The sequence below is a fragment of the Mycobacterium sp. E787 genome, from assembly GCF_001668725.1.
Taxonomy (GTDB): domain Bacteria; phylum Actinomycetota; class Actinomycetes; order Mycobacteriales; family Mycobacteriaceae; genus Mycobacterium.
Genome location: NZ_LZKL01000132.1, coordinates 1 through 25,427, shown reverse-complemented (window position 1 = coordinate 25,427; position 25,427 = coordinate 1). Strand labels below are relative to the sequence as shown.

Here is a 25,427-nt window from a genome sequence, read left to right as displayed (position 1 = left end):
GATAAGCATGCGCAGCCACGGGTGGGCGGGGAACACGCCGGCCTCCGACGAGGAGGCGATCGAGCGCATCCTGGACGCCGCCGAGCAGATCATCGACGAACGTGGCCCGGCGACGCGGATCGCCGATGTCGCGCGGGCCCTCGGTGTGACCCGGCAGACCGTCTATCGGTACTTCCCCGGCACCCAGGCGCTGCTGGTGGCAACCGCGATGCGGTCGGCCGACGGCTTCCTGGACCGGTTGGCGAGCCATCTCGGCGGTGTGACCGACCCGGTCCTCGCGATGACCGAGGGCATGGCGTTCGCGATCGAACAACTGGCGTCGGACAATCAGGTCGAATTCGTCCTGAATCGCCGCCACCGCGACGGCCAGGGCGTCTCGATCATCTCGGACACCGCGCTGGCGTTCGGACGCTCGATGCTGCATCGCTACGACATCGATTGGGAGCGTTACGGTTTCGATGAGGCCGGCCTGGACGAGCTGAACGAGTTCTGCCTGCGGGTGCTGCACTCGTTTCTCGCGGATCCCGGCCGGCCGCCCCGCGGCGGCGACGACCTCCGGCGTTATCTCACCCGCTGGATCGGCCCCGCGATCGCCTACCCGCAATTGGTGCGGGCGATGGACTCGTTGCAGGGCACGCCCGCGATCCCGGCGCGGGGGCGCCCCCCGAAAGCGTCCTGACCGCTGCGCCCGTCGACCGCGGGCGGTTGATCCGTTCCGCCCGTTCGGCGATTCTCAACGGACCACAGGACGGATAGCACATGGAGGACGGACGTGGTGGGTTTGGGACAAGTCGCACTCAACAGTGCGCCGGTTTTCGGTGGCCTGATGCTGGCCGTTGCGGCCGGGCAGTTCAGGGGCCCGGACTACCGAGGGCTGATCAAGCAGGACATGGATTTGCTGGATCGCCTCCCCCCGGAGGCCACCGGCAGACGCGCCGCGCTGCAGCGCACGATCGACGACCGCATCGATGACCTGGTCGACGTCGCCGACCGGAATCGCGCGTTACGGCAGGCCGCACTGACTTACCGGGGCAATTGGCGAGATGTGGTGCTCTTGCTCTGCGTGGTGTTGTTCACCATCGTCTGGTGGGAAGTCGACCACAGCCGGGGCAATTGGCTACCGATGTTCATCCTGCTCATTCTGCTGTCGGTGGTGGCGGCCGCCTACGCGTTTCGGGGGGTGTTGCGTTCGGCCACTTCGTTGGTGCACGGGCGGAACGCGGGTCGGCCCTCGACTCCGGGCACCGACAAGTAGCGCGATGGAGCGGGCGTCGACGCCACCGTCATCGCCTGAGCTGGGATTTTGCCCGGTCGAAGGGCGGGTCGAGTCGGGCCGGACGCTCACCGAGCGTCCGCCATCGCCGTGTGCCAAAATTTTCGGCGTGAAGCTGCCTGCCCTCCTCAACCTCATTTGCGCTGCGGCGGCGCCTATTTGGGTGTCGGCGATCGCGCCCATTCCGTCCGCATCGGCCGAGCCGTGCCCCGACGTCGAGGTGGTATTCGCCCGGGGAACCAGCGAGCCTCCCGGCGTCGGCGGCGTCGGCCAGCACTTCGTCGACACGCTGCGCTCGCGGGTGGGCGGCAAATCGCTCGGTGTGTACCCGGTCAACTACCCGGCCACCACGGACTTCCCCACCGCCATCGACGGCATCACCGACGCCGGCCACCACGTCGAGTCCATGGCGGCGAGCTGTCCTCGGACCAAAATGGTGTTGGGCGGATACTCCCAGGGCGCCGCCGTGATGGGTTTCGTCACCGCGAACAGGGTGCCCGACGGCGCAAATCTGGCGCAGCCACCCGAGCCGATGCCCCCCGACGTCGCCAACCACGTCGCCGCGGTCGCCCTTTTCGGCAAGCCGTCGGGCCAGTTCATGAGCATCATCAACGAGCCCCCGGTCACGGTCGGCCCGCTGTATGCACCCAAGACGATCGACCTGTGCGTCCCCAACGATCCCGTCTGTTCGGGGTCGGGCTTCCCGGCCGCGCACCGGCAATACGTCGACGCCGGGATGGTGGATCAGGCGGCCGATTTCGCCGCGAGTCGCCTGTAAGCGCCCGGGACGGAGGTCGATGCCGATGGACTTCGGGGATGTCGGGAGCGCGGCCTTCGACGTCGCCGACAGGCTGGCCGTCATCAACCTGTTCGGCGCCTACGCCTACACCTACGACGAGAACCGGCTCGACGACTTTCGGGCGCTGTTCACCGACGCACCGGAGCTCGTGCTGCTGCACGAGGGCAGCCCGCTGTCGGCGGACATCGATACGGTGATGAGCCTGCTCGCGGTGAGGAAGGCGGGATTCAAGGCCGAGAACAACCAGCGGCGCCACGCGCTGAACTCGTTCTGGTTCTCCGGCCAAAGCGACAGCGAGGCCACCGGGCACTGCTATGTCCAGGTCTTCGCGGTCAAAGACGGCGGCCCGCCCACCCCCGACCTGACCGGCCGCTACGAGTTCACCGCGGTCAAGCGGGACGGCGCGTGGCGGTTCAGCAGGTGGGTGGTGGCGCTCGACCAGCAGCAACCGGCCGACTGACGTCAGAAGCGGGTCCCGGAACCGGTCTCCAGGGCTTCGAGCGCCGCGTCGATGTTGGGAATGATCGTCGGACCGTAGCCGGTGACCAGCTGCCCGAGCGCGCGGGCGATATGCGGACCGACGGCGCCGGCGGCGAGCACCTCCTCGGCGAGGACGACGCCGTTCACCACATGGGCGGCGCCGAGCCGGCCGTCGGCGCTCAGCTCGTACCGCCAGTCGCCGATCTGGACGCGCTCCGGCTGCGAGCGGAAAAAGCCCCGCCGCGCCGGGACGACGATCACCCCGGGAACACCGGAGAACACCTTAACGACGAGGGCGACGCCTCCGGGGCCGGCCAGGGCCGACGCGATAGCGTGACTGACCCGCTCGTGGTCGAAGCCTGTCATCAATCGCTCATCGGCAGGACGAACGACGGCGTCAGGGTTTGCGCCTCGCCGCCGCGGCGCACGGCCGTTCCCGCGACGTAGAACTCCACCGTGTGATGCCCCCAGGCATAGTTCGAGATCGCGAAATGCACGCCGACGACGCCGTTTCCGCCGTCGCGCTCGGCCTCGCTCTGCATGCGCGACATCGCCAACTCCCGCGCCTGGTAGCTGCCCTGCGTCCATTGCGGCATCTCGGTATTGCGTCCCGCCTGCTTCATCATCGCCATAAACCCTTGCACGGCAACGTGAAACACGCAGTTGCCCATCACGAAGGCGACCGGGGCGTACCCGGACCGCAGCAGCGTCGTCATGTCCTGGCCGGACAAATGGCTGGTGAACGCCTGGCCGTTGGGGCGTCGGTACGCACCCGGCTTCGGCGTGTACCGCACGGCGGTACCGACCGCGATGAACTCGAGGTGCTCACCCTCCCCCTGATGGCGCCATTCGAGGCGGACGCCGACCACTCCGTCGGCGCCGAGCGAATCGGCCTCGGCCTGCATCCGTGACATCGCGTTCCACCGCGCGCGGTAGGTCGCCTCGGTGAGCACGGGCAGCTCGGATTGCTGCCTGATGCCGGTGAATTGGTAGCCGACGTGATAGACCGATACGCCCATCACGAGTTCGATCGGTTCGAAACCGGCCCCGTGCAGCAAGGCGAATTCGTTGATCGACAGGTCGGAGGTGAAGACCTTGCCTGCGTGTGACAGCCGTTCGCTGGCCACCGGGTCGAGCGGGTTAGGTTGCATCGGCCACCAGCCCTCCTGAGGTTCGGAAGGCCAGCGTAGCTTGCCGACGGGCGATCGCCGGGTGGCTTGACCTCGCGAGAACTAGCTCGGGCAGCTACCCGCCGGCTGATGCTCTCCGCATTCCAGCAGTTCCTTGAGCGCGTCGGGAAATGCATCGGCGATGCCCCACAGGTCGGGCAGCAGGTCGGGACAGGCGATGATGCCGATCCCCAGGTCCCCGTTGAGCGACATGACGGTGATGTTCAGGCCCGCGCTGCCGATGATCGGGCCCATCGGATACATGCTGTCCACGTGGCAGCCCAGGAAATACAACTGGTTCTGCGGGCCGGGCACATTCGACAGGATCAGGTTGTACGCGGGGCTGTGCGATATCGGGATGTGCGGGAGGATCCGCATGGCCGCACCGAACATGGTTGGTCCGCCGAACTGGGTCCAGTCGTGCAGCAGCGTCGGCCCGATGGCCGCGGTGTGGTCTTTCGCGGCGGCATTACCCGCCGCGGTGGCACGGATGCGTTCGGCCGGATCGCCGATCTGGCTCGGCACCCGGCAAAACATCCACGTGGTCTGGTTGCGGCCGGGTCGGTCGCACTTCTCGTGCACCGACACCGGCACGGTGGCCACCAGCGGCTGGTCGGGCAGCTCGCCGCGCTCGAGCAGGAACCGCCGCAGCACCCCCGCGCAGAGGGTCACGACCACGTCGTTGACCGTCACGCCGAACCGGTCCTTGACGCGCTTGACGTCGCGCATGTCCAGCTGGGTGAAGGCGATGTTGCGGTGCCGGCTCACGGCGCCATTGAACGGCGTCGGGGGTGCCGTGAACGGGGCGGCCATGGTGCGGCCGTCGCGCGCGCGAAGCATCGTTTGCGCCAGGGTCAGCATTGTCGCCGGCACCACGGTCGCGAGCCGCAATGGCCGCAATGCGAAACCCATCAGTCCGCTCGCGGCAATCTGCAGCGAATTACCGCGGCCGGCGCCGCACGCCGGCTGTGGTGGCGGCGCGTCGGGCTCCAGGGTGCACAGCTGGGCCAGCAGATTCGCGCCGGCGACCCCGTCGACCACCGCATGGTGGACCTTGAGCATCACCGCCACCGCGCCCGTGCGGGCACCGCCTTCCAGCACCCACATCTCCCACAGCGGGTGATCGCGATCAAGCGGAAGCCCGGCGATATAGCCACAGATGTCGGCCAGCTCGCGGCGCCCCCCGGGCGCCGGCACCCCGATGCGCCGAAAGTGTCGTCGCAGGCGGAAGTCCTCGTCATCCACCCACACCGGGTGATCCAGGTTCAGCTGCGTATCGGCGAGCTTCATGCGAAATTCCGGCATCGCGGCCACGCGTTTGGCCACCGCGGCGCGGAAGCGCCCGTAGGTGTAGCCGCCCGGCATCGTGGACGTGTCCAACTCCAAAATGCAACACACGTTCAACGGCTGCGTCGGCGTCTCCAAATAGAGAAAGAATGCGTCAAGTCCGCTGAGTCGTTCCATAGCCGCCCGCCCGACTAGTGACCTGTAAATCCCCGCCTAACCCCACAGAGTTTAGGTAGCGAAAATGCGGACATCCACTGCTTAACAAATCTTTACGCGTTAATTGTTGATGACCGTGGCGTGGTATCACCGGCCCGCTCCGAAACAGGCCGCAATAAGCCCCCGGGTGCGGCGCGCGCCCCTCAGGAACCGTCGGATTTCCCCGGACGCCGCGAAAGTTAAACATCCCTTTCGGCCATCGCCGCCCACGAGACGCAAGCGGAGTGAACCGATCGGGGCGCGGCCTCGTTATCTCCGATACCAGCGCCTCGGGGGCACGGTCTGTGTGGGGCGGTGCGTGCGCTGACGAGTGCGACGCGCGGGAGGATCATGTCCGGACGGATCGACACCTGCGGTGCTACGACGCACCGACCGCTGACCATCGAGCTTCGCGACGTCGTGCGCGAGTACCGGGTCGGCGGTCAGTCCGTGCGCGCGCTCGACGAGATCGGGCTGCGCCTCGACGGCGGGCACTTCGTCTCGGTCGTCGGGCCTTCGGGGGCGGGCAAGAGCACCCTGCTGCATCTGCTCGGTGCCCTCGACTCGCCCGATTCGGGGTCCATCGAATTCGACGGCGACGAGATCGGCCGCCTCAGCGATGAGCAGCAGTCGGCGTTCCGCCACCGCCGGGTCGGCTTCGTCTTCCAGTTCTTCAACCTGCTGCCGACGCTGTCGGCGTGGGAGAACGTCGCGGTCCCGAAGCTGCTCGACGGCGTCCGGCTGGGCAGGGCCAAACCGGACGCCATTCGGCTGCTGGGCCGCGTGGGGCTGGGCAACCGGACCGAGCACCGGCCCGCCGAGCTGTCGGGCGGCCAGATGCAGCGGGTCGCCGTGGCGCGCGCATTGATGATGGATCCACCCCTGATCCTCGCCGACGAACCGACCGGGAACCTCGACTCCACAACGGGGGCGTCGATCCTGGCGCTGCTCGGCGAGGTCGCGCACGATCCGGGCCGCCGCCGGCTGGTAGTGATGGTGACCCACAACGCGGAGGCGGCAGACGCGACCGATCGCGTGATCATGCTGCAGGACGGCCGGATCAGTTCCGATGAGCGGCTGGCGGTCCCGGTGTGACACCGGGTTCCGTGATCGGCGCCGCGGCGAGCCGGCTGCGCCTGTTCAGCCTGCGCGAGCTTGCCGTGCACCGCCGGCGCACGATCGCGTCGATCGCCGTGATGGCCGTGTCGGCCATGTACCTGGTCGCGGTTTTCGGCATCTTCGGCTCGATCACCGGATCGGTCAATCGGCTCGCCGACGGGATCGCGGGCGTCGCCTCACTGGAAGTGTCGGGCATCACCGACTCCGGGTTTCCCGACACGGTCACCGCCGACGTGGCCGCCGTTCCCGGCGTGGCGACCGCGGCGCCGATGATCCGGACGACGGCGTCGACACCGTCGGGGCCGGTCCTGCTGTTCGGTGCCGACGACCGCCTCGCCGCGCTGGGCGGAGCCCTGAAGGACGCGTTGAAAGGCGGGGTCGACGACGGCGCGCCGGGGCGGCTGTCGCCGAACGCGGTCCGGGTGGGTCCCGGCGTCGGTCACGCCAAGGGTGACACGTTCACGCTTGGTTCGGCCCCGGTGACGGTCGGCGAGGTGCTCACCGGCAGGCAGGCCGCGGCCCTCAACGGCGGGCACTACGTCCTCGCTCCACTTGCCCTGGCGCAGAACGTCACCGGGCGGCAGGGCCAGCTCGACTCGATCCTGATCACCACCGAGCCCGGCGCCGACCTCGCCCAGGTGCGCGCGGCCGTCACCCGCGCGGTGAACGGCCGGGCCATCGTCGCCGACCCCGGCATGCGGGCTACGCGTGCCGGCGACGGTGTCAAGCTGATGAACTACATGGCCCTGATGGGCGCCATGGTTGCGCTGATGGTCGGCGCGTTTTTGATCTACACCACCATGACGATGGCGATCAGCCAGCGCCGCCCCGCCATCTCGCTGCTGCGTGCCCTGGGCGCCCGGCGCGCCACCATCGTCCGCGACATGCTCGCGGAGGCGGCGATACTCGGGGTCGTCGGCGGGGCCCTGGGGTCGGCCATCGGAATAGCGCTGGGCCACATCGCGATTGGCCGACTGCCTCCGGCCATGACCCAGGGGCTGGAAGCCCGCATCGAGTACTGGCTGCCGGGCTACGCCATCCCGGCGGCCGTCGCGGTGACGGCGCTCACCAGCGTGGTGGCGTCGGCGATGGCGGCGCGGCAGGTGTACAAGGTCGCCCCCATCGAGGCGTTGGCGCCCGTGGGGGTTTCGGCCGCCGACCGCGTGACGCGGTGGCTGCGGATCACCAGCGGGGTGGCGGCGATCGCGGTCTTCGGTGTGTCCATCGCGGTGGTGCTCAACGAGCGTGGCGCCCCCACCTTTGCCGCCGTCTCCGCGGTGTTCGCCGCCGAGATAGCGCTCGGCTTCGCGCTCACCGTGCCAGTTGTCAGCGCCACCGCCGGCGTGGCCCGGGCCTTCGGCTCCGTCGGTGCGCTCGCGGCCGCCACCATCGAGCGCGCGCCGCGACGGGTGTGGGCGACCGTGATGACGGTGCTCATCGCCGTGGTCACCACCGTCACGATCACCGGCACCAATGCCGACATGATCCGGTCCGCGCGGGGCATCTTCGCCCCGGTCGCCGAGGTTCCGGTGTGGGTGAGCGCCAACGCCCCCGACGGGTTTCCCACCGACGCTCTGCCACAAGGCATTTCGGAGACGGTCACGGCGTTGCCCGGCGTACGTCGCGTCACCGAGGGCGCGCTCGGCTTCGCCGAGGTGGGCGGCACCCGCGTCATGCTCGACGGGTTCGCCGCTGGAACGGCCGATCCGCTGTACCGCGCGCTCGACGAGCGTGCTCGCGACGACGTGCTCGCCGGCCGGGGCGTGGTGCTCTCGCAGAACCTGGGCGCGACCCTGCACGTTCGGGTCGGCGGCCAGTTGCGGATGCAAACACCGCACGGAGCGCGTGCGGCGCGGGTGCTGGCCCTCGTCCCCTACTTCTCCACGGTCATCGGCACGATCGGGATGGGCCTCGATCAGATGCGCGCCTGGTTCGACCGCCCGGTGGCGACGACGCTCGAAATCGCCGCGGCGCCGGGCGCGGACACCCGGCGCCTGCTGGCGGAGGTCCGGGGCGTGGTGCCGGCGCCGAACTACGTCTACGACGGTCGCACCAAGCTGGCCGGCCTACAGGCCCCGATGCGCCAGAGCATGTTCATCGCGAATGCCGTGTGGATCATCGTCGCGTGCGTGGCCGCGGTGGCGTTGCTGAACACCCTGACCCTGTCCGTGCTGGAACGGCGTCGCGAAATCGGTGTGTTGCGGGCGATGGGCGCCAGTCGTCGGTTCACGCTGGCCATGGTGCTGGCCGAGGCGATGGGCATCGGCGTCATCGGTGGCGTGTCGGGGCTGATGTTCGGGTTTGCCGACCAGTGGCTGTTCAGCCTGGTCAGCGGGGACATGATGAATTTCCGGGTCGCGTTTCACCCGGGCTGGACGGCGGTCGGCTTCTGCCTCGGCGCCCTGACGCTCAGCCTGCTCGGCTCGCTGCCGCCGGGCCGGCGCGCGGCCCGCCTCAACATCATCGAGGCCGTGAGCGCGGAATAGGCGGAATGGTCACCCGCGCCGGAACTCAGAAGCCGAGCGGAAGCAGCGCGGTGAACAGCGGGGCCAACGGATCCGTCACGGGCAGGGCGATCGAACTGTTCAAGAACGGAGCGACCGGACTCTGGAACGTCAAGATCGTCTGCCCGGGCGCCCCCAGTCCCAGCGTCGGCTCGGCGCCGGAGGTCACCGCGGCCGTGAACAACGGGCTGGTGATGTTGGTCGCGACGAAGTTGTTGTCGTCGGGGTCGGCGACGGAAGTGTTCGACACCAATCCGCCGAACCCGGTCGTCTGGCTCATGAAGTCGGGGTCGCCGGGCACGGGGTTGGTCACCGGGCCGAGGCCCAGCGCCGTGGCGAGCCGGCTCGCCAAGCCGTGCACCGCTTGCTGCCACTCGGGCAGTTGCGCGGCCGCGGCGGAGGCGCCGGCGTGATAGCCGGCCATGGCGGCCACGTCCTGGGCCCACATCTGCTCGTACTCGGCCTCGACCGCAGCGATCGCCGGAGCGTTCTGCCCGAACAGGTTAGACAACACCAACTGCACCAACCCATTTCGGTTGGCCGCCACCTGTAGCGGGTGCACCGTCGCCGCCCGTGCGGCTTCGAAGGCACCGGCCACCGCGCGGGCCTGGCCGGCGGCCCCGGTCGCCCCGGACGCCGCCGCGCTCAACCAGCCCGCATACGGGGCCGCCGCGGCCGCCATCGCCTCCGAGGCCGGACCCTGCCACGCCTGGCCCGTCAGGCCCGACGTGACCGACGAGAACGACGACGCCGCGGACCCCAACTCGGAGGCCAGCGCGTCCCAAGCGGCGGCCGCGCCCAACATCGGGGCCGAACCCGCGCCAGCGAACATCCGCGCCGAGTTGATCTCGGGCGCCAACACCGAAAAGTTCATCACGACAGTCCATTCCTCGACGGTCCGCGACGATTGCCGGCGGCGTCAGCACCGCCGACACGCCCCGTGTACGGCTACACGAGATGGGCACCCGGAAAGTTCAACGGACTACCCGGCAGGTGTGATCGCCAGCGCGAGTTGCTCGGGAGCGTAGACAAGGAGCGCGGTGATGAGCCCGCTGGTCGGCGTGCCCAGAACGTCAACGTTCAGCGGGAGTTGGGTGTTGACGAGGGCCGCGGCAGCAATACCCGCAAGACCAGTGCCCGTCGCGGTTCCGGTGACCGACCCGGTTATCGGGGTTTGCGGTACGAGAAGGCCATCGAGCGGAATGTTGATGTCGGCGTTGCCGTTCGTCAACGATAGGGTGCCCCCGAAGGGCAGTGGGCCGAGGTTTGTGGTGAAGTCCGGCAAGGGGATTGACAGCGGTAGGGTCGTCTCTCCGTTGAGGAAGCCGTTGGTGACGACGGCCGGAGCGTCGATGAGTGTGGCGATCGCGCCGGTGAGATTGCCTGTTTGCAGCTCGCCGGCGAACTGCGATGCGCTGGCAGACATCGCGTCGAATGCGTTGACGGGCGCGCCCACAGCGTCGATGAGAAGCGCCGCCGGCAGCCCGATGTCGCTCGTGAGGGTGGCACTGAGACCGGACGTCCCGAGCCCGAGTAGCGCGGTTGCGTTGATAGACGTGTCCGTGAGCGTATCGATCACGTTGGTGAAGTTCTGCGAGACCTGCGCCGGGATGGAGCCGGCCGGCAGCAGATTGGTGAGGTTCTGGGCCATCATCCCGGGAATGGCGAGGATGGGTAACAGGTCTCCCAGTGTGCCCGTCGGGGTAACGGTGAGGGTGAGCCCCGGGGCGACCAGGGGATCGCCGGTCTCGGTGATATCGAAGCCGGTGAAGAACAGACCGAGGAAGCCCTGCGCAATGTCGTGCACCGCGCCACCGAGGTTCCCGGCCATGAGGGCCCGGACGGCGGATTGGAAGGCCGCCGGTAATTGCTCCAGGCCGACTACGAAGTCGCGGGCCGCGTTCTGCAGGGATGTCGCGACGATCTGGGCGTAGGTCAGCTGGTGGGCAATGAACTGCTGGATGACCGGCAGCGGATTGAAGGCCAGCAGCGCCTGAATGTTGGCCGGCACGCTCGCCAACACGGCGGGCAGATTCTGCAACACGTATTGGACGCCCGCGGCAATCTCCTGCGCGTAGCGGACTTGGTTGAGGATGAACTGGTGCAAGAAGGGCGCCGGGTTAGCGGCTATGGCACTTGCGAGTGTCTGCAGATTGGCGGCCGTGTTGGCGAACAGCGTTTGGTACGGTCCGGCGATATCGGCGAGGCCGGTGCTCGCGGCCGACGCCAACAGCCCGGCTGGCATGGTGTGCAACGGAGCGACGCTGGCGGCCTCGGTGCTCGCGTACGCGCCCGCAGCGGAGTTCAACGTTTGCACGAACTCCTCATGAAACGCCGCCGCCTGCGCGCTCAGCGCCTGAAATGCCTTGCCGTGCGTGCCGAACAACGCCGCGATGGCCGTCGACACCTCGTCCTCGGCAGCATGCAGTAATGCCGTCGTCGGGCCCGACGCGGCCGACTTGGCTTCGCTGAGCATCGACTTGATGTTCTCCAGATCCCTGGCCGCCGTCGCCACCAAATCCGGCGCCGCCATGACAAATGACATTTCCTGCCCCGATCACCCGCGCTGCGAACTGATCACCTGACCCGCGTCAGGTGAGATCGCTCGATGGGCCACCACCGTGAGGGGCAAGACCCGGACGCCGCGTGGCTCACCGGGCTTACTTGAACGAGCGTATAACCCGATGACGAATCGGCCTAGCCCCGACGCGAACAAATGATCAATGCGGTTGAGCGAGTGACAAGACCGCCGGCCACACAATCGACCGAGACGGCGAGAGATAGCGCATCCCAACCGATCACGCCGATTCAGGCGTTGCCATCCATAGCGGTGGCGAATCCGTGCAGATGCGGCTTGCAGGGGAACGGCACCGGGGTCCGGATGCGGCGCAACGCGGTCGTATCGAAGCCGGCCGCGGCGATCGCGTCGACGGTGCGGCGGTTCGGATGGCAGCCGGCGGCGAGCCAGGACCACGGCCCTGCGACGAGGTCCTGGAGCCGACCCGTGGCGCCCTCGCCGCGGACGTGTTCGAGGACCACCAACCTGCCCCCGGGGACGAGCACCCGCCGAATCTCACCCAGCGTGGCCGCCACATCGCCGACCGAGCACAACACCAGCCCGATGTGGACCGAATCGAAAGTGTTGTCCGGGAACGGGATTGCCTCCCCCGTCCCCTCGACGATCTGGGCAGCGATGCCGTGGCGGTCGGCGAGGCGGGACGCCATCCGCCGGAAGGCCGCCACGGGCTCCACGGCGGCGACCGACGTCACCGCGGGGGGCACGAACTTCAGGTCCGTCCCCGGCCCCAGACCGACCATCAGCAGCCGGCCGGTCGCGTGTGCGATCGCCGCGCGGCGATACCGATTGTAGAAGAGTCGGTCGAAAACCGGCTGACCGAACCGGTATACGTAAGGGAAGAAAGGATTTTCGCGCGTTATCGACCACCTTGATCCAGCCGGAACGGTGGGTATTCGTCGGACATCAACGATACGTACACCGCCACCCGGTAGCGCCACCGAACGATCCCCATCAAGAGGTCGAACATGCCGGGGTGCACGGATCCCGTGCACAGCAGCCACGCCGCGGAGATCACGCAAAGCACCTGCAGCAGTGGCTCCATCGCCCAGCACAGCAGGATCTGTGGCAGCCCGAGCAGCCACCACTTCACCAGCACCGCCGAGTTCGTCAGCCGCTCGGGGTAGTCGACCACCAGGTCGCCGGGATAGTCGGGACGCGACGCCAGCGCGAACGGCGGGTACTTGTCGGTGCTGTTCATCGGAAATCGGTAGTTCATCACCCGCCAGGACCAGCGCAGCACCCCCACGTTGAAGTCGAAGAGTGGGCGCGGATAGCGCCCGGTGCACAGGATCGCGACACCGGCGGCGATCGTCAGCAGCGGATACACCGAATACAGAAGTATCAATATCGGGTAGTGCGGCACCGCCAGCACGCACCACTTGACGAGCCATCGCCAGCGCGAGGGTGCGTCGAGATCCGCGCGCACGCGCACCGGGCCGCCGGCCTCCCGCGCCGGGCTCAGATCGGTCGTGGCGGGCGCGTTCACCGGCGGCCCGACGTGACGGGGGGTGCGGCGGCGAGGTTCCGATCGATCTCCGCCGACACCCGGCGGTGACTCGTCAACTGCAGGAACGCGGTGAGCAGCCAGGTGTGTAGCCGGTCCGGGAGCAACGCCGCCGGCCGCAGCACGTTCTCGCTGTGGGCTATCTGCACTGACGCCACGCGCGACACCGCCGCGACGCGGCGGCGGCGGGTCGTCTCGTATCGGCGCAGCGCGTTGGAAACGTCGTTCGCATCGCCGCGGACCCGCGACAGCGCCTTGCACAACACCATGGTGTCGAGCAGCGCCTGGTTGGTGCCCTGGGCGAGGGTGGGGGGCATGGTGTGGGCGGCGTCGCCGAGCAACGTGAGCGGACCGGGGGCCCGGGCCGGGGCGACGGGATGCCGAAAATGGGGGTACGGCGAATCCAGCAGGTCGTGGTCGCTCAGTTTGCCCAGGACGAGGTCGATGGCGTCGGACCAGCCGGCGAAAGTGGACCGAATCACCTCGAGCGGGTGCCGCGGCCTGACGAAGTCGTAGGACCATGGCAGGTCGAACCACCACTGCACCTCCGGACCGCCGGCCGGCCAGACGCCGGCGTTTCCCTGCGCGCCCACGGCGATCGTCGCCACGCGCGTGCCGGCGAGCTCGGGAACCGCGAGGAGCCCCTGCCAGCTGCACCAGCCGGTCGGTTCGGCGGCCGGCGCGCCGACCGCGTCGCGGAGCACCGAATGCAGACCATCGGCGCCGATCACCACGTCGGCACGCGCGACGCCGCCGTCTTCGAACTCGACTTCGGCACCACTGGGGGTGGCGGCGACGCCGACGGCACGCGCACGGCTCCGGATGCGGTCGAGCGGGAAGCCTTCCAACAACCGTTCCAGCAGGACGCGGCGGGGAACCATCCGCACGGGTGCGCCCAGCCGGTTCGCCATCGCGGTCACGTCCAGGGTCGCCAGCCGGCGCCCGCGCGACGTCACCACCCGCACGCGGGAAAGCAGTTGGCCGGCCCCGTCCATGTCGACGCCCAGCTGGCGCAGCACCGCGTCGCCGTTGGACCAGATCGTCACGGCGCCGCCGCCCGGGCGGATGTCGTTGCGCCGATCGAAGACCGTGACGTCATGGCCGTCGCGCAGCAGCCCCCGGGCGACGGAGATGCCGCTGACGCCGGCGCCGATGACCACGACCCGCAGTGCGGTCGCCGTCCTCTTCGTAACCCGCCCCGATGGCTCCGGACCCCGGTAGCCGGACGCGAAGGCCCCGCCGCTCGTCACTTAAGTGGATACGTAGGCGGCGGCCGGTCGGTTCACGCCGCCATGCGCGGCTCAGGCGGTCGCCGGCGAGCCGAGCATCCCGTGCAGCTCCTCGACCGACCACGGCTGGGCGTCGTGATGGTCGCGGTACGCGAGCACGCGCGGCGCCGGCCGGTCGAAGCTGCCGACGAATCCGCCCGCGGCGACGTAGATTTGGCCCGTCACGCCGCGCGACAGGTCGCTGGCGAGGTACGCGTAGAGCGGGGCCACGAACGCGGCCGGAGCGCTGTCCAACGAGGCTCGCATCGTCATCTCGTCCAGCAGTCCGCGCCGGTGCAGATCGGCGATGTGCTTTTCGTACTCGGAGCCGGTCGACAGGCGCGTCCGCGCGCCGGGACACACCACGTTGGCCCGCACACCATGCGGCTTCAGCTCCGCCGCGATGGCCATCGTCAGTCCGTTGACGGCGCCTTTGCCCGCGGGGTAGCCGGTTCCGCCGTAGTCACCGAGAAACGCCACCGAGCCGGTGTTGATGATCGTCCCGTGCCCTTGGGCGGCCATGACGGGCGCGGCGGCCCGGCAGGTGTGAAACACCGTGCCGAGGTGCGCGCCGATCAGGCCGTCGAATTCCGCCGGCGTGACATTCAGGATCGACGAGCCGGCGGGCTCGGCGATGCCGGCGCAATTGACCAGGGCGTCCAGTCGGCCGAAGGAATTCAGGCATTCGCCGATGAGCGCGGCGGCCACGCCCTCGTCGTTGGCGGCCCCGATGACCGGGCGGACGCGGCCCCCGGCGTCCTTGACCGCGGCGACCGTCTCTGCCACCGCCTCGGCATCGCGGCCGTTGACGACGACACCGGCTCCCAGTTCGCACAGCAGTTCGGTGACGGCGCGTCCGATGCCGCGGCTGCCGCCGGATACCACCACACCGCGGCCGGCCAGCAGGTTCGGGCTACCCATCGGCGTCGGCCGTGGTGGTCACAGACATGGGGCGAACAGTACCCAGCGACACGAAACCGAGGAACCGCGCCGGACCGGCGGCAACCTGGTCGCGGCCCACTCGTCGGCCCGCTCGGCAGAAACCGACCATTCGCCTTCGCCGCCGTGATGCGCGCGAACTCGCAGAGTCTTCGGGGGGCGTATAGTCGACAGTGAAGTCCGTTTTGGACAGGTCGCCGTTTAGCTCAAAGCGGTCATCAGCCCGCACGGCTGTTGGGCTTGACGTGGCGCCGGCGATTTCGGCACCGTCTACCCCTCCCGTTGTAGCCACGTGCGCTGATCATCGACTCGTCCCGCGGATAGAAGTGCGGCGGAGGCGACTGTGCGCATAGTTGCGATGCCCCGCTGCACGTGACCCATAGGAAGTGGGCCGAGATGAAAATCCCTTCGTACACGCAGCTTTTCACTGCGAGTTGCGTCGCCGCGACGCGATTCAGCCGATGACCGACGTCGCAACCGCCCCCCGCCCAGCAAGATCAGCCAGCACGGACGATTCCTACGACGACGTTGTCGAGATGTTCATCGTGCTGCGCCAATTGCCGGGCGAGTCCCACGAGTACTGCCGGCAGCGCGAGCGCATCGTCGCGCGGTGCCTGCCTCTGGCGGACCATGTGGCCAGCCACTTCGCCCGCCGCGGCGAAGGTCTCGACGACCTGATACAGGTCGCGCGCCTGGGCCTGATGAATGCCGTCAACCGGTTCGACCCGGACAAAGGACCCAGCTTCATCGGGTTCGCCGTGCCCACGATGATGGGCGAAGTTCGGCGTTACTTCCGCGACTACAGCTGGGGCATGCGGGTGCCGCGGCGGTTGCGCGAGCTGCACGTCCAAATCAGCAGGACCACAAGCGATTTGGCGCAAAAGCTGGGTCGCGCCCCCACCGCCGGGGAGCTGTCCCAGGTGCTCGAAGTCCCGCGCGAGGAAATCGTCGAATGCCTCGTCGCAGGCGACGCCTACCGGCTCGACTCCCTGGACGCACCCCTGGGCGCGGACGGCTCGGGCAAATCCCGGCTGGTGGCCGACGCGGTGGGCGCCATCGATCCGCAAATCGAGCACATCACCAACCGTGAGGCGGTGCGGGCCCTGGTGGGCGCGCTCCCCGAGCGCGAGCGCCAGGTGCTGCATATGCGGTTCTTCGAATCGATGACCCAAAGCCAGATTGCCGAGCGCATCGGCGTGTCGCAGATGCAAGTCTCTCGCATCCTTGCCAACACGCTGCGCTGCCTGCGCGATCAGCTGGAATAGCCGTTCGGTCGCCGCCCCCGGCCCGGCGGCGCCTTCGGCCAGGCCCGGCGATGTACTGTGCGATTCGGAAACGAGTCGACTGCGTCGCCGGCGTCAGCCTGGAAGGAGCGCGATGCCATGAGGGTTTCTCGGACGTTTGTCGCGGGTCTCGCGGCGGCGACGGCGCTGACCGTGGCGCTGGCCGGCTGCGGCGGCAAGCCGACCACTTCGACGTCACAGACGTCGCAGCCCGGCTCGTCCGGCGCGGCGACGAATGGCAGCAGCCCGGCGGCGAAATCCCCGGCGCCGGGGCAGCCGGGTGAGTACTCCGGCCTGTTGATCCAGGCGACGGACATCGACGCTCCGATCCAGTTCACCGGCAGCCCGCCGACCAACAACCCCAACGGTCAGCCGGGCGTCGCGACCACGTTCAAGACCGACGACGGCAGCCACGTCATCAAGGACACCATCCAGGTGCTCCCGGACCCGGCAGCCGCCACGAACGCGCTGAACGCGGCAAAGGGTGCACAAGGCGGCAACGTCAAAAACCCTAAAACGGATCCGTTCAACGTCGGGACCGGCGGAACGACGCTGACCGGGAACTCGCCGGACAACTCCAAGGGCGTCTTGGTCTTGATGTTCACCGAGGGCCGGGCGTTCGTCACGCTGGAGTTCGACGGCCCGGTGGACTCGCTTCCGCCACAGGACTTCGTCACCGACGTGGCGCAGAAGCAAGATGCGGCCGTCAAGAAGGGGCTCGGCGGCTGAGCCCCGTGGCTGCCACGACAATCCGAGGGGGTTTATGAACGTCGTAAACGGCCTGCCGGCGCACGCCCTGTGGCTGCATCTCGTAGTGGTGCTCGTACCGCTGACCGCCCTGCTCGACATTGTCTGCGGTTTGTGGCCCGCCGCCCGACGGGGACAGCTGCTGTGGCTGACGCTGGTGCTGGCCATTGCCACGATGGTGATAACGCCCATCACCATCAACGCCGGCGAATGGCTCTACGACCTGAGGAAAAAGCCCAGCCCCATCCTGCAAGAACACGCCGAACGCGGCGGCACGATGGTCTACTTCGCCGCCGCGCTGCTGGTCGTGGCGGTCGGGCTCGTCTTGCTGCGCTTCATCGAACGACGCTCCGACAACCGCAGGACGGCCACCCGGGTCATCGTCGCGATAATCGTTGTGGCCGTCAGCGTTTCGTCCATGGTCCAGGTCTACCGCACCGGCGACGCGGGTGCCCAATCGGTGTGGGGCGGCGAGATCGCGCACCTCGAAAAGTCCAACGGCACCTAGCGACCGCCTCAGATCACGCGGCACGCGACGCGCGCCCACGCGTTGTTGCCGTACCCGCGCGGGTTCCACAGCGGTGCGGGCCATTCCGGCTGCGCGGCACCGGTCTCGTCCCAGGCGCGGGCGGTGATGTGCAACGGTCCCGGCGCGACGTCGGCGACGAGCGACCACGGCCGCCACGACCATCTGCCGGTTGCGGGGTGCAGCACGGCTTGCCGCCAGGTGAGTCCCTCGTCGAGCGATACGTCGACCCGCTCGACGCGGCGGCCGTCCCCGGCGATCCCGTAACCGCGGATGGTCAGCCGGCCCCGCGGCACCCGGTCGCCGTCGGTCGGGTCCAAAATGTCGCAGTTGAGCGCCAGGGACGACAGCGAAATGCCCTCCCCCGCGGCGACGCTGTCGGTGTCGGCCTCCGCCGGCAGGATGCGGTAGTCGTGCGCCTGAAAGTAGTTCTCCGAAGGCCCGCGCCGCACAGTGATCGCGGAGACCCACTTGACGCTGCGCGCACCGATGTAGCCGGGAACCACCACCCGCACCGGTCCGCCGTGGGCGCGCGGAAGGGGTTCGGCATTCATCCGCCAGGCGAGCAGCACTTCGTGCGACATGGCCTTGGTCAGCGGAATGGAGCCGCCGTACGGCTGGACGGGCCTCGCCTCCTCGGCGATGTCCGACGCCTGGAAGGCGACGTGCAGCCCGTCTTCGCGATGCGCTCCCGCGGCCGCCAGGACGTCGGCCAGCCGGACCCCGCGCCACTGGGCGGTGGAGATCGCCCCGTGCGCCCAGGGCTCTTTCCCCGGTATGGGCCGCACCCTCAGCAACTCGTCGCGCCGGTTGCCGGCGCATGCCAGCGTGGCCACCAGATCGTGTTGATCGAATTCGCTGATCAACTGTTCGTACGTCACGACGAGCGGCCTTTCCACCCGCCCGTCGACTGCCAGCCGCCACTGCTGCGGCGCGATGTCGGGAAACCGCCCGTGATTGCGGGCGTAGAACGCGTCGATCGGGGTGATGTCGCTGCCGGCCAGAACCGCGGGAGGAGGTTCGGCGTTGTAGGGATGGTGTGTGCGCACGATCATGTCATCGCGTTTACCCCACGATGCCGTGGTCGGCGTCATGGCGTTCATTGTCACGCTTCCGCATGCCGTCGGCGACATCACCGGATCGTTCCCGGGTCGACGGGCCCGCACAGGTCGGCGGATTGATGGGGTGTCGCGCCGCCCTCGCCGGCTGAACAGCTATGGCGTCGGCGTGAGAAGGAAGAGCCGAAACCGGCGGCGCTCGGCGCGGTCCTGCGCGATCTGATAGTTCGGCCAGTGCCGCACCACCGTGGCCCAGGCCTCGTCGCGCTCCTCCCCGGTGAGCAACCGCACGGTCGCGGTGAACCGGTGACCGCGCATGCGCACCGTGACCCGTTCTGTCGCTTTGAGATTCGCCGACCAGGACGGGTGGCGGGGAAGACCCCAGTTGGAGCCGACGACTATCAGCCCGTCGCCGGTGGGCACGCACTGCACGGTGGCCGTGCGGGCCAGGCCCGTCTTGCGCCCTGAGGTGGTGACCTGCACGTTGGGCAGGCCGGTCAGGTCCAGGACGCCGAGGCGTCCCTTGCTGGCGAACCGGAGCAACGCCTCGGCTCCTTCGGCGACCGGTCGGCCGCGCAACACCAGCCAGCGGTAGGCGGTCGGGTTGCGCGCCACCCGCTGAAGCGGATTCACATCCGTACCCTATTCCGCGCCAGCCGTTTCGGCGCGGCCGCGGTGGCGACCCGGTGAATCTGCGGACGAAGTGCGGGCAAGGAAGCGCGTCAGGCCGGGCGACATTAAATAAATTGCTTGATTTAACTCGGGGCGCGGTGTTCACTGAGGCGGTGAACGCCGACCGGATGGCACGCTCGGTGAGGTCGATGGGCACCCGGGAGGCGATCCTGTCCGCCGCCGAGGTGCTGTTCGCAGAGCGCGGCATGTACGCGGTGTCCAACCGGCAGATCAGCGAGGCCGCGGGGCAGGGTAACAACGCCGCGGCGTGCTACCACTTCGGGACGAGGACCGAGTTGCTCCGGGCGATCGAGAGCAAGCACCGCGAGCCGATCGAGGAGCTGCGCGCGCAGATGCTGGCCGACGTGGGCGATTCGACCGAGCTACGGGACTGGGTGGGTGCGCTGGTGCGCCCCCTCACCGACCACCTGGCCGCCCTGGGCACCCCCAGCTGGTATGCACGGTTCGCCGCACAGGCGATGGCCGACCCCACCTATCGGCACGTCGTCACCAAGGACGCGCTCACTTCGCCGCGGCTGGTGCAGACGATCGACGGCATCACCCGCTGCCTTCCCGAGCTGCCCAAGCGGGTGCGTTTCGAGCGCATCGCGATGGTCCGCAACCTCCTGATGCACACCTGCGCCGAGCACGAGGGCGCGCTGGCCGAGCACGGGCCGCGGTCGCGGTCGAGCTGGCCCGTTGCCGGCGAGGGACTGATCGACGCGATCGTCGGTCTGTGGCGCGCGCCGGTCCATGTGGGCCCGGCAAAGGAAAACCGGGGAGTCCGATGACCCAGACCTCGACGGCCACCGATGTTCCCGACTTTCCGATGACGCGGGCGCCGGGTTGCCCCTTCGCCCCGCCGCCAAAGGTGTTGGAGCTCAACGCCGACAAGCAGCTCAGCAGGGTCCGGATCTGGGACGGCAGCACGCCCTGGCTGATTCACGGCTATGACGCGATACGGGCACTGTTCACGGACGCGCGCACCAGCGTCGACGACCGCCTGCCGGGTTATCCGCACTGGAACGAGGGGATGCTGGCGACTGTTCATAAAAGGCCGCGCTCCGTGTTCACGTCCGACGCCGAAGAGCACACCCGATTCCGTCGGATGCTGTCCAAGCCGTTCACCTTCAAGCGCGTCGAAGGGCTGCGGCCGGCCGTGCAGCAGATCGCCGACGATCGCATCGACGCCCTGCTGGCCGGCCCCGACCCCGGTGACGTCGTGAGCACCGTGGCGTTGCCCGTCCCCTCGCTGGTCATCAGTCAACTGCTGGGCGTGCCGTACGAGGACGCGGATTTCTTCCAGGAGCAGGCGCAGCGCGGCACCGGCCGCTACGCGACCGAGGAGGACACGGCCCAGGGCGCCGCCTCGTTGGCCAAATACATCGCCAAGTTGGTCCGCGCCAAGATCGAAGATCCCTCGGAGGATTTGGTGTCCGATCTGGCGGAGCGGGTCAACGCCGAAGAGCTCAGCGTGCGCGAGGCCACCCAGCTGGCCCTCGGCGTGCTGATCGCCGGGCACGAAACCACCGCGAACATGCTGAGCCTGAGCGTGGCGGCGCTGCTGGAGCACCCCGGTCAGCGGGCGGTGCTGTGCGACGCCGACGACCCGAAGACGATCGCCACCGCGGTCGAGGAATTGATGCGCTACCTGAGCATCATCCAGACCGGGCAGCGCCGCATCGCCGTGGAGGACATCGAGGTCGGCGGCGAGACCATCCGGGCCGGCGAGGGCATCATCCTCGACGTCGCGCCGGCGAACTGGGACGCCCGCCAATTCCGCGAGCCGGACCGGCTTGACCTGCGGCGCGAGGACGGCCCGCACGTCGGCTTCGGCTACGGCCGCCACCAGTGCGTGGGCCAGCAGCTGGCCCGGATGGAACTGCAGATCGTGCTGCCCACCCTGCTGCGCCGCATCCCGACGCTGCGGCTCGCGGTCCCGCTGGCCGAGCTGCCGTTCAAACACGACTCGCTGGCCTACGGGCTCTACGAGCTTCCCGTGACATGGTGAAGCCCGATCTGACCCTCGAGGTACCGGACCTGTCGGGCCGGTTCGCGGTCGTGACCGGCGCCAACAGCGGCCTCGGCCTTGGCTTGGCGAAACGGTTGGCGACCGCGGGCGCCGACGTCGTCCTGGCGGTCCGTTGCCGGACGAAGGGCGAAGCCGCGATCGCCGAGATCCGCCGGGCGGCGCCGGCGGCCAAGCTGGCCATCAGGCATCTCGACCTGTCGTCGCTGAAAAGCGTGGCGGCGCTCGGTGACGAGCTGACCGCGCAGGGCCGCCCGATCGACATCCTGATCAACAACGCCGGCGTCATGACACCGCCGCAGCGCCTGGAAACCCGGGACGGCTTCGAATTGCAGTTCGGCACAAACCATCTGGGCCACTTCGCGCTGACCGGGCGCCTGCTGCCCCTGCTGCGCGCGGCGAGGGGTGCGCGCGTGGTGACCGTCAGCAGCATCGCCGCGACGCAGCGCGGTCTCGACTTCACCGATCCCAACGCGCAACATGGCTACAAACCCATGCGCTCCTACGGAATGGCAAAGCTGGCGCAACTGATGTTCGCAATCGAGCTGGATCGGCGCAGTCGCGCAGGCGGCTGGGCCGTCACGTCCAGCGCGGCGCACCCCGGGTTGAGCAAGACGAACCTGCTCAGCGGCGCCTCGTACGGCCGGGACAGGCCGACGCTGCAGGCCCGGCTCACCCGGCTTACCTGGCGCCTGCTGCCCTTCATGTGGCTCGACGTCGACGAGGGCATCAAGCCGGCGCTCTATGCGGCGGCGTCGCCGGATGCCCGGGGCGGCGCGTACTACGGGCCGCGCGGGTTCTACGAAACCGCCGGCGGCGGAGTCACATTCGCGGGCGTCCCGCGGTTGGCCCGTAGTGAGGCGGACATGCGGCGCCTGTGGCAACTGTCCGAACGGCTCACCGGCGTTGTGTACCCCTCGACCGGAGCGCAGGGATGACGATGTCAGGCCGAGCCCGCACCCTGTACCCCGAGGGCGTCATCGGCGCACCCAAGCACCGCCGCGGCCGCGCAGCGGAATCCGTCACGGGCCTGCCCGCGGGCACGGAGGTGTTCTCGGCCGACAACCACATCTCGGTCGCCGACGACATCTTCTACGAGCGCTTCCCGGACGACCTGAAGGACTACGCACCGCGGATCTGGTACGAGGACGGCGGCGGCATCCTCGACCGGCATCCCGGGCTGCGGGTCGGCTGGTTCGAGGGCGGAATCGCCTGGGTGCCAACGGCTCTGCAGGACGCCGAGCACGTGCTGGCCTCCTACCGGCACATGCTCAAGGGCCACCCGGAGCACGACATCCGCTACTACTGGGAGCAGCACATGTGCGCGTCGTTCATGGTCGACGGTCTGGGGCTCGGCCAGCTCGAGGAGATCGGGATCGACAAGGTGATGTGGTCGTCGGATTACCCACACAACGAGAGCACCTTCGGCTACTCCGAGCGGTCGCTGGCGGCGGTGGTCGACGCGTCGGGCCCGACGACGCCGCCCTTGTCGTCAGCGGCAACATCAAGAGGTTTCTGGGCGTTTAGATGACGAACTCACTCACCGCCCGCGGCTCGGTCTTCGACATCCCCGACGTGCCGGACTTCGCGCGCATGCGCGCCGAGACCGGCGCACGGCTGCGAGCCGCGATGACGGACCACGGCGTCGACGCGCTCATCCTGCTGATGAACGGGTACGTCGGGTACGCGACGGGCACCAGTTGGCCGCTACTCGACGCGGGCCTGTCACACGTGGAGCGCCCGGTGGCGGTGGTGCTGGCCGACGACGAACACCCGCACCTGTTCCTGCCGTTTGGGCGCGGGGCGTTCCCCGAAACCTCCGCCCCACCACTGCCGGATGGCCACCTGCACGGCCCGGTCTATCTCGAATTCGACCAGGGCGTGCGGGATTGCGCCCGCGAGCTGGCCGACCTGATCCCGCGGAACGCGAGCGTGGCCGTCGACGAACTCACGGGCGCGATGCGCCGGGCGGGCGGCACCCTGTTTCCGTCCGGCCCGCCGTCGGATGCGGCGATCGTGGTGGGCGCGGCGCAGTTGGTCAAGACGCGCGACGAGATTTCCTGCCTTCGCCGCGCCTGCCGTATCACCGAGCAGGCCATGGCCGACGTGCAGGAGGCGTTGGCACCGGGGGTGCGGCAGATCGACCTCTCGGCCAAGCTGGTTCGGCGCGCCTTCGAGCTGGGCGCCACCACCAACATGCTGGAGGCCATCTGGCAGGTGATGCCCAGCTCGCGGGAAGCCGGTGTGTGGACGACCCACGGCGATCTCGCGTTGCCCCTGCTCCCCACCGCTCGCGAATTGGCCGCCGGCGACGTGCTGTGGACCGACATCAGCATCAGCTACGCCGGATACTGCTCGGACTTCGGGCGAACCTGGCTGGTCGGCGACCGGCCTTCGCCGCGGCAGCAGGACCAGTTCCGCCGGTGGCGAGCCATTCTCGACGAGGTGCTCGCCGTCACGAAAGCCGGTGTGACGTCCGGCGATCTGGCGCGGGCGGCGATCGCCGCCGACGGTGGACGCAAGCCGTGGCTGCCGCACTTCTATCTCGGCCACGGCATCGGCACCTACCCCGCCGAGGCCCCGATGATCGGAACGGATCTCGGCGAGGAGTTCGACGACAACTTCGTCTTCCCGCCCGGCATGGTGCTCGTGCTCGAGCCGGTGGTGTGGGAGGACGGCACGGGCGGCTACCGCAGTGAGGAGATCGTGGTGATCACCGAGGACGGCTACACGCCGATCACCGACTACCCCTACTCCCCCTATGGCGACTGAGGTCCTGCCCGACCCTCTGCCCTTGCGGACGGGGCGTCGGGAGCGCGCGCTGGCGCAGATGGACGCGTATGACCTCGACATCTTGGTGCTCGGGCGGCAGGCCAACATTCGTTACGTCACCGGGGCGCCGCAGCTGTGGATCGCCGGGACGCGGCCGTTCGGCCCGATGTGCGTGATGGTGCGCGCCACCGGCGAGATCTACCTGAACAGCACCGACGACGAGGGCGTCCCCGACGAGATCGGCCGCGATCACCTCTATGCGCTGGCCTGGAACCCGATGACGCTGATCGAGGTGCTCAAGAACATCGACGGTGCGGCGACGGCTCGCCGGGTCGGAACCGACGCCATCACACCGACTTTCGCGGCGTTGCTGCCCGAGGCCTTCCCCGGCGCCGAACTCGTCGACGGCGAGCCGGCCTTGCGGACGGCGCGCCGCATCAAGACGCCCGATGAGATCAGCGCGATGGGCCCGGCGCTTCGCGTGGCGGCGCGCGGGCTGGCCGCCGCCGTTGCCGAGCTCCGTCCCGGGGTCTCCGAGCAGGAACTGGCCGGGGCCGCCCTGGAGGCCATGGCCGCCGGCGGGGTGAGCACGCCGGCCACCCAGGACGTCGCGTGGGTCACCTCACGGGATCACCCGTGGCGACGCTGCCACACCGACGTTCGCGCCGGCGATCTGGTGGCGCTCGCCACCGGCGCGCTGGCCGACGGGTATGTCGCCGAGGTCGCGAGGACCTGGCCGGCGGGCGATGCGTCTAACGGCGCGCTCCGGGAGCTCTTCGATCGCTCGGATGCGCTGTACGACAGGATGATCGCCGCCTGTCGGCCCGGCGCGCCGGCGGCGGGGTTGCTCGGCGCCTACGAGGAAGCCGGCGAGCCGCTGCCGCCCATGCCCGTGGCGCACGGGTTGGGACTCGGCTTCGATCCGCCCGTTGTGTCCGAAACCCTTTCTGCCGCAGCCGAAGACGACCAGCTCGAGGCGGGAATGGTGCTGGCGATCAGCGGTTACGTGTGGCAAGAGGGCATCGGGACCGTGTTCCGCCGCGACACCGTCCACATCACGGACGACGGCGCCGACGTGTTGACCGGCTCCTGACGTCAATCGGGTTCGTCGTCGTCCCCATCGCGGAGGAATCGTTCGGGGTGGTGGAAGCTGTTGGTGCGTGGCTGCCCGCGGTCCAGGTGCGGGGGCGGGATCCATTCGGTTTCGCCGCGGGCGTTGGTGCGG

24 protein-coding genes and 2 pseudogenes are annotated in these 25,427 nt (G+C 69.0%); 15 read left to right on the top strand and 11 right to left on the bottom strand.

Going from position 1 to position 25,427, the window contains the following annotated elements:
• The first annotated feature begins 7 nt into the window (after nt 1-7).
• The 4 genes from A5705_RS26585 (at nt 8) to A5705_RS26570 (ending at nt 2,532) form a co-directional block, all read left to right on the top strand.
• Nucleotides 8-679 (top strand): TetR/AcrR family transcriptional regulator, encoded by a 672-nt coding sequence (locus tag A5705_RS26585; protein ID WP_068281128.1) that lies wholly within the window; start codon nt 8-10, stop codon nt 677-679.
• A gap of 147 nt (nt 680-826) precedes the next feature.
• Nucleotides 827-1,255 carry a hypothetical protein gene (locus A5705_RS26580; RefSeq protein ID WP_197517007.1) on the top strand — a complete coding sequence of 143 codons (429 nt, stop codon included), beginning with the start codon at nt 827-829 and terminating at the stop codon, nt 1,253-1,255.
• 154 nt (nt 1,256-1,409) lie between these two features.
• Nucleotides 1,410-2,051, top strand: a complete 642-nt coding sequence (locus A5705_RS26575; RefSeq protein WP_067881686.1) for a cutinase family protein — start codon at nt 1,410-1,412, stop codon at nt 2,049-2,051.
• 25 nt (nt 2,052-2,076) lie between these two features.
• Nucleotides 2,077-2,532: a nuclear transport factor 2 family protein gene (locus tag A5705_RS26570; protein WP_197521337.1), complete on the top strand. Its 456-nt coding sequence runs from the start codon at nt 2,077-2,079 to the stop codon at nt 2,530-2,532.
• 2 nt (nt 2,533-2,534) lie between these two features.
• On the opposite strand, the gene A5705_RS26565 is transcribed toward A5705_RS26570, so the two are convergent.
• The 3 genes from A5705_RS26565 to A5705_RS26555 all read right to left on the bottom strand — a co-directional run bounded on the left by A5705_RS26565 (nt 2,535) and on the right by A5705_RS26555 (nt 5,185).
• Nucleotides 2,535-2,918: a DUF5073 family protein gene (locus A5705_RS26565; RefSeq protein ID WP_067879128.1), complete on the bottom strand. Its 384-nt coding sequence runs from the start codon at nt 2,916-2,918 to the stop codon at nt 2,535-2,537.
• The gene (locus A5705_RS26560; protein WP_067879123.1) at nt 2,918-3,703 is read right to left on the bottom strand and encodes a heavy metal-binding domain-containing protein; all 786 of its coding nucleotides are present in this window, start codon (nt 3,701-3,703) and stop codon (nt 2,918-2,920) included. The genes A5705_RS26565 and A5705_RS26560 overlap by 1 nt, the downstream gene beginning before the upstream one ends.
• An 81-nt stretch (nt 3,704-3,784) precedes the next feature.
• Nucleotides 3,785-5,185, bottom strand: a complete 1,401-nt coding sequence (locus A5705_RS26555) for a wax ester/triacylglycerol synthase family O-acyltransferase (RefSeq protein WP_067879120.1) — start codon at nt 5,183-5,185, stop codon at nt 3,785-3,787.
• A 414-nt stretch (nt 5,186-5,599) separates the two neighbouring features.
• Here A5705_RS26555 and A5705_RS26550 point away from each other — a divergent pair, with 414 nt between their 5' ends.
• Nucleotides 5,600-6,298, top strand: a complete 699-nt coding sequence (locus A5705_RS26550) for an ABC transporter ATP-binding protein (protein WP_067879269.1) — start codon at nt 5,600-5,602, stop codon at nt 6,296-6,298.
• Nucleotides 6,295-8,808: an FtsX-like permease family protein gene (locus A5705_RS26545; RefSeq protein WP_067879116.1), complete on the top strand. Its 2,514-nt coding sequence runs from the start codon at nt 6,295-6,297 to the stop codon at nt 8,806-8,808. Before A5705_RS26550 ends, A5705_RS26545 begins: the two co-directional genes overlap by 4 nt.
• A 330-nt stretch (nt 8,809-9,138) precedes the next feature.
• Here A5705_RS26545 and A5705_RS28820 read toward each other — a convergent pair.
• The 6 genes and pseudogenes from A5705_RS28820 to A5705_RS26515 form a co-directional block, all read right to left on the bottom strand.
• Nucleotides 9,139-9,700, bottom strand: a pseudogene (locus A5705_RS28820) (PPE family protein); the annotation flags it as partial.
• A gap of 108 nt (nt 9,701-9,808) precedes the next feature.
• Complete coding sequence (locus A5705_RS26535) at nt 9,809-11,371, bottom strand: PE domain-containing protein (protein ID WP_067879113.1); 1,563 nt, start codon at nt 11,369-11,371, stop codon at nt 9,809-9,811.
• Between the two features lie 263 nt (nt 11,372-11,634).
• Complete coding sequence (locus A5705_RS26530; protein ID WP_067879263.1) at nt 11,635-12,264, bottom strand: class I SAM-dependent methyltransferase; 630 nt, start codon at nt 12,262-12,264, stop codon at nt 11,635-11,637.
• On the bottom strand, nt 12,261-12,830 hold the full coding sequence (locus A5705_RS26525; protein WP_067879266.1) for a DUF4389 domain-containing protein: 570 nt from the start codon (nt 12,828-12,830) through the stop codon (nt 12,261-12,263). The genes A5705_RS26530 and A5705_RS26525 overlap by 4 nt, the downstream gene beginning before the upstream one ends.
• Before the next feature lie 56 nt (nt 12,831-12,886).
• Nucleotides 12,887-14,077 (bottom strand): NAD(P)/FAD-dependent oxidoreductase, encoded by a 1,191-nt coding sequence (locus A5705_RS26520; RefSeq protein WP_067879260.1) that lies wholly within the window; start codon nt 14,075-14,077, stop codon nt 12,887-12,889.
• A 132-nt stretch (nt 14,078-14,209) separates the two neighbouring features.
• A complete protein-coding gene (locus tag A5705_RS26515; RefSeq protein WP_067879110.1) occupies nt 14,210-15,097 on the bottom strand; it encodes an SDR family NAD(P)-dependent oxidoreductase in 888 nt (295 codons plus the stop codon).
• Nucleotides 15,098-15,576: 479 nt separating this feature from the next.
• On the opposite strand from A5705_RS26515, the gene A5705_RS26510 reads away from it, so the two are divergent.
• From A5705_RS26510 to A5705_RS26500, 3 genes are all read left to right on the top strand, one after another.
• Nucleotides 15,577-16,380 (top strand): SigB/SigF/SigG family RNA polymerase sigma factor, encoded by an 804-nt coding sequence (locus A5705_RS26510; RefSeq protein WP_067879106.1) that lies wholly within the window; start codon nt 15,577-15,579, stop codon nt 16,378-16,380.
• A gap of 117 nt (nt 16,381-16,497) precedes the next feature.
• Nucleotides 16,498-17,127: a hypothetical protein gene (locus tag A5705_RS26505; protein ID WP_067879103.1), complete on the top strand. Its 630-nt coding sequence runs from the start codon at nt 16,498-16,500 to the stop codon at nt 17,125-17,127.
• A gap of 34 nt (nt 17,128-17,161) precedes the next feature.
• Nucleotides 17,162-17,653, top strand: a complete 492-nt coding sequence (locus tag A5705_RS26500) for a DUF2231 domain-containing protein (protein WP_067879099.1) — start codon at nt 17,162-17,164, stop codon at nt 17,651-17,653.
• A gap of 8 nt (nt 17,654-17,661) precedes the next feature.
• Here A5705_RS26500 and A5705_RS26495 read toward each other — a convergent pair whose 3' ends face one another.
• Entirely contained in the window at nt 17,662-18,765 is a 1,104-nt protein-coding gene (locus tag A5705_RS26495; RefSeq protein WP_067879257.1) for a sulfite oxidase, read from the bottom strand.
• A 120-nt stretch (nt 18,766-18,885) separates the two neighbouring features.
• The gene (locus A5705_RS26490) at nt 18,886-19,362 is read right to left on the bottom strand and encodes a nitroreductase family deazaflavin-dependent oxidoreductase (protein ID WP_067879096.1); all 477 of its coding nucleotides are present in this window, start codon (nt 19,360-19,362) and stop codon (nt 18,886-18,888) included.
• 137 nt (nt 19,363-19,499) lie between these two features.
• Between A5705_RS26490 and A5705_RS26485 the strand changes: the two genes are divergently transcribed.
• From A5705_RS26485 to A5705_RS26460, 6 genes and pseudogenes are all read left to right on the top strand, one after another.
• Entirely contained in the window at nt 19,500-20,192 is a 693-nt protein-coding gene (locus A5705_RS26485) for a TetR family transcriptional regulator (protein ID WP_068281125.1), read from the top strand.
• Nucleotides 20,189-21,412, top strand: a complete 1,224-nt coding sequence (locus A5705_RS26480) for a cytochrome P450 (RefSeq protein WP_068281123.1) — start codon at nt 20,189-20,191, stop codon at nt 21,410-21,412. Before A5705_RS26485 ends, A5705_RS26480 begins: the two co-directional genes overlap by 4 nt.
• Nucleotides 21,406-22,368: an SDR family oxidoreductase gene (locus tag A5705_RS26475; protein WP_068281121.1), complete on the top strand. Its 963-nt coding sequence runs from the start codon at nt 21,406-21,408 to the stop codon at nt 22,366-22,368. The genes A5705_RS26480 and A5705_RS26475 overlap by 7 nt, the downstream gene beginning before the upstream one ends.
• Nucleotides 22,369-22,370: 2 nt before the next feature.
• A pseudogene (locus A5705_RS26470) lies at nt 22,371-22,957 on the top strand (amidohydrolase family protein).
• Nucleotides 22,958-24,202: a Xaa-Pro peptidase family protein gene (locus A5705_RS26465; protein WP_068281119.1), complete on the top strand. Its 1,245-nt coding sequence runs from the start codon at nt 22,958-22,960 to the stop codon at nt 24,200-24,202. It abuts the pseudogene before it with no gap.
• Entirely contained in the window at nt 24,192-25,295 is a 1,104-nt protein-coding gene (locus tag A5705_RS26460; protein WP_068281117.1) for a Xaa-Pro peptidase family protein, read from the top strand. The genes A5705_RS26465 and A5705_RS26460 overlap by 11 nt, the downstream gene beginning before the upstream one ends.
• Nucleotides 25,296-25,427: the final 132 nt, after the last annotated feature.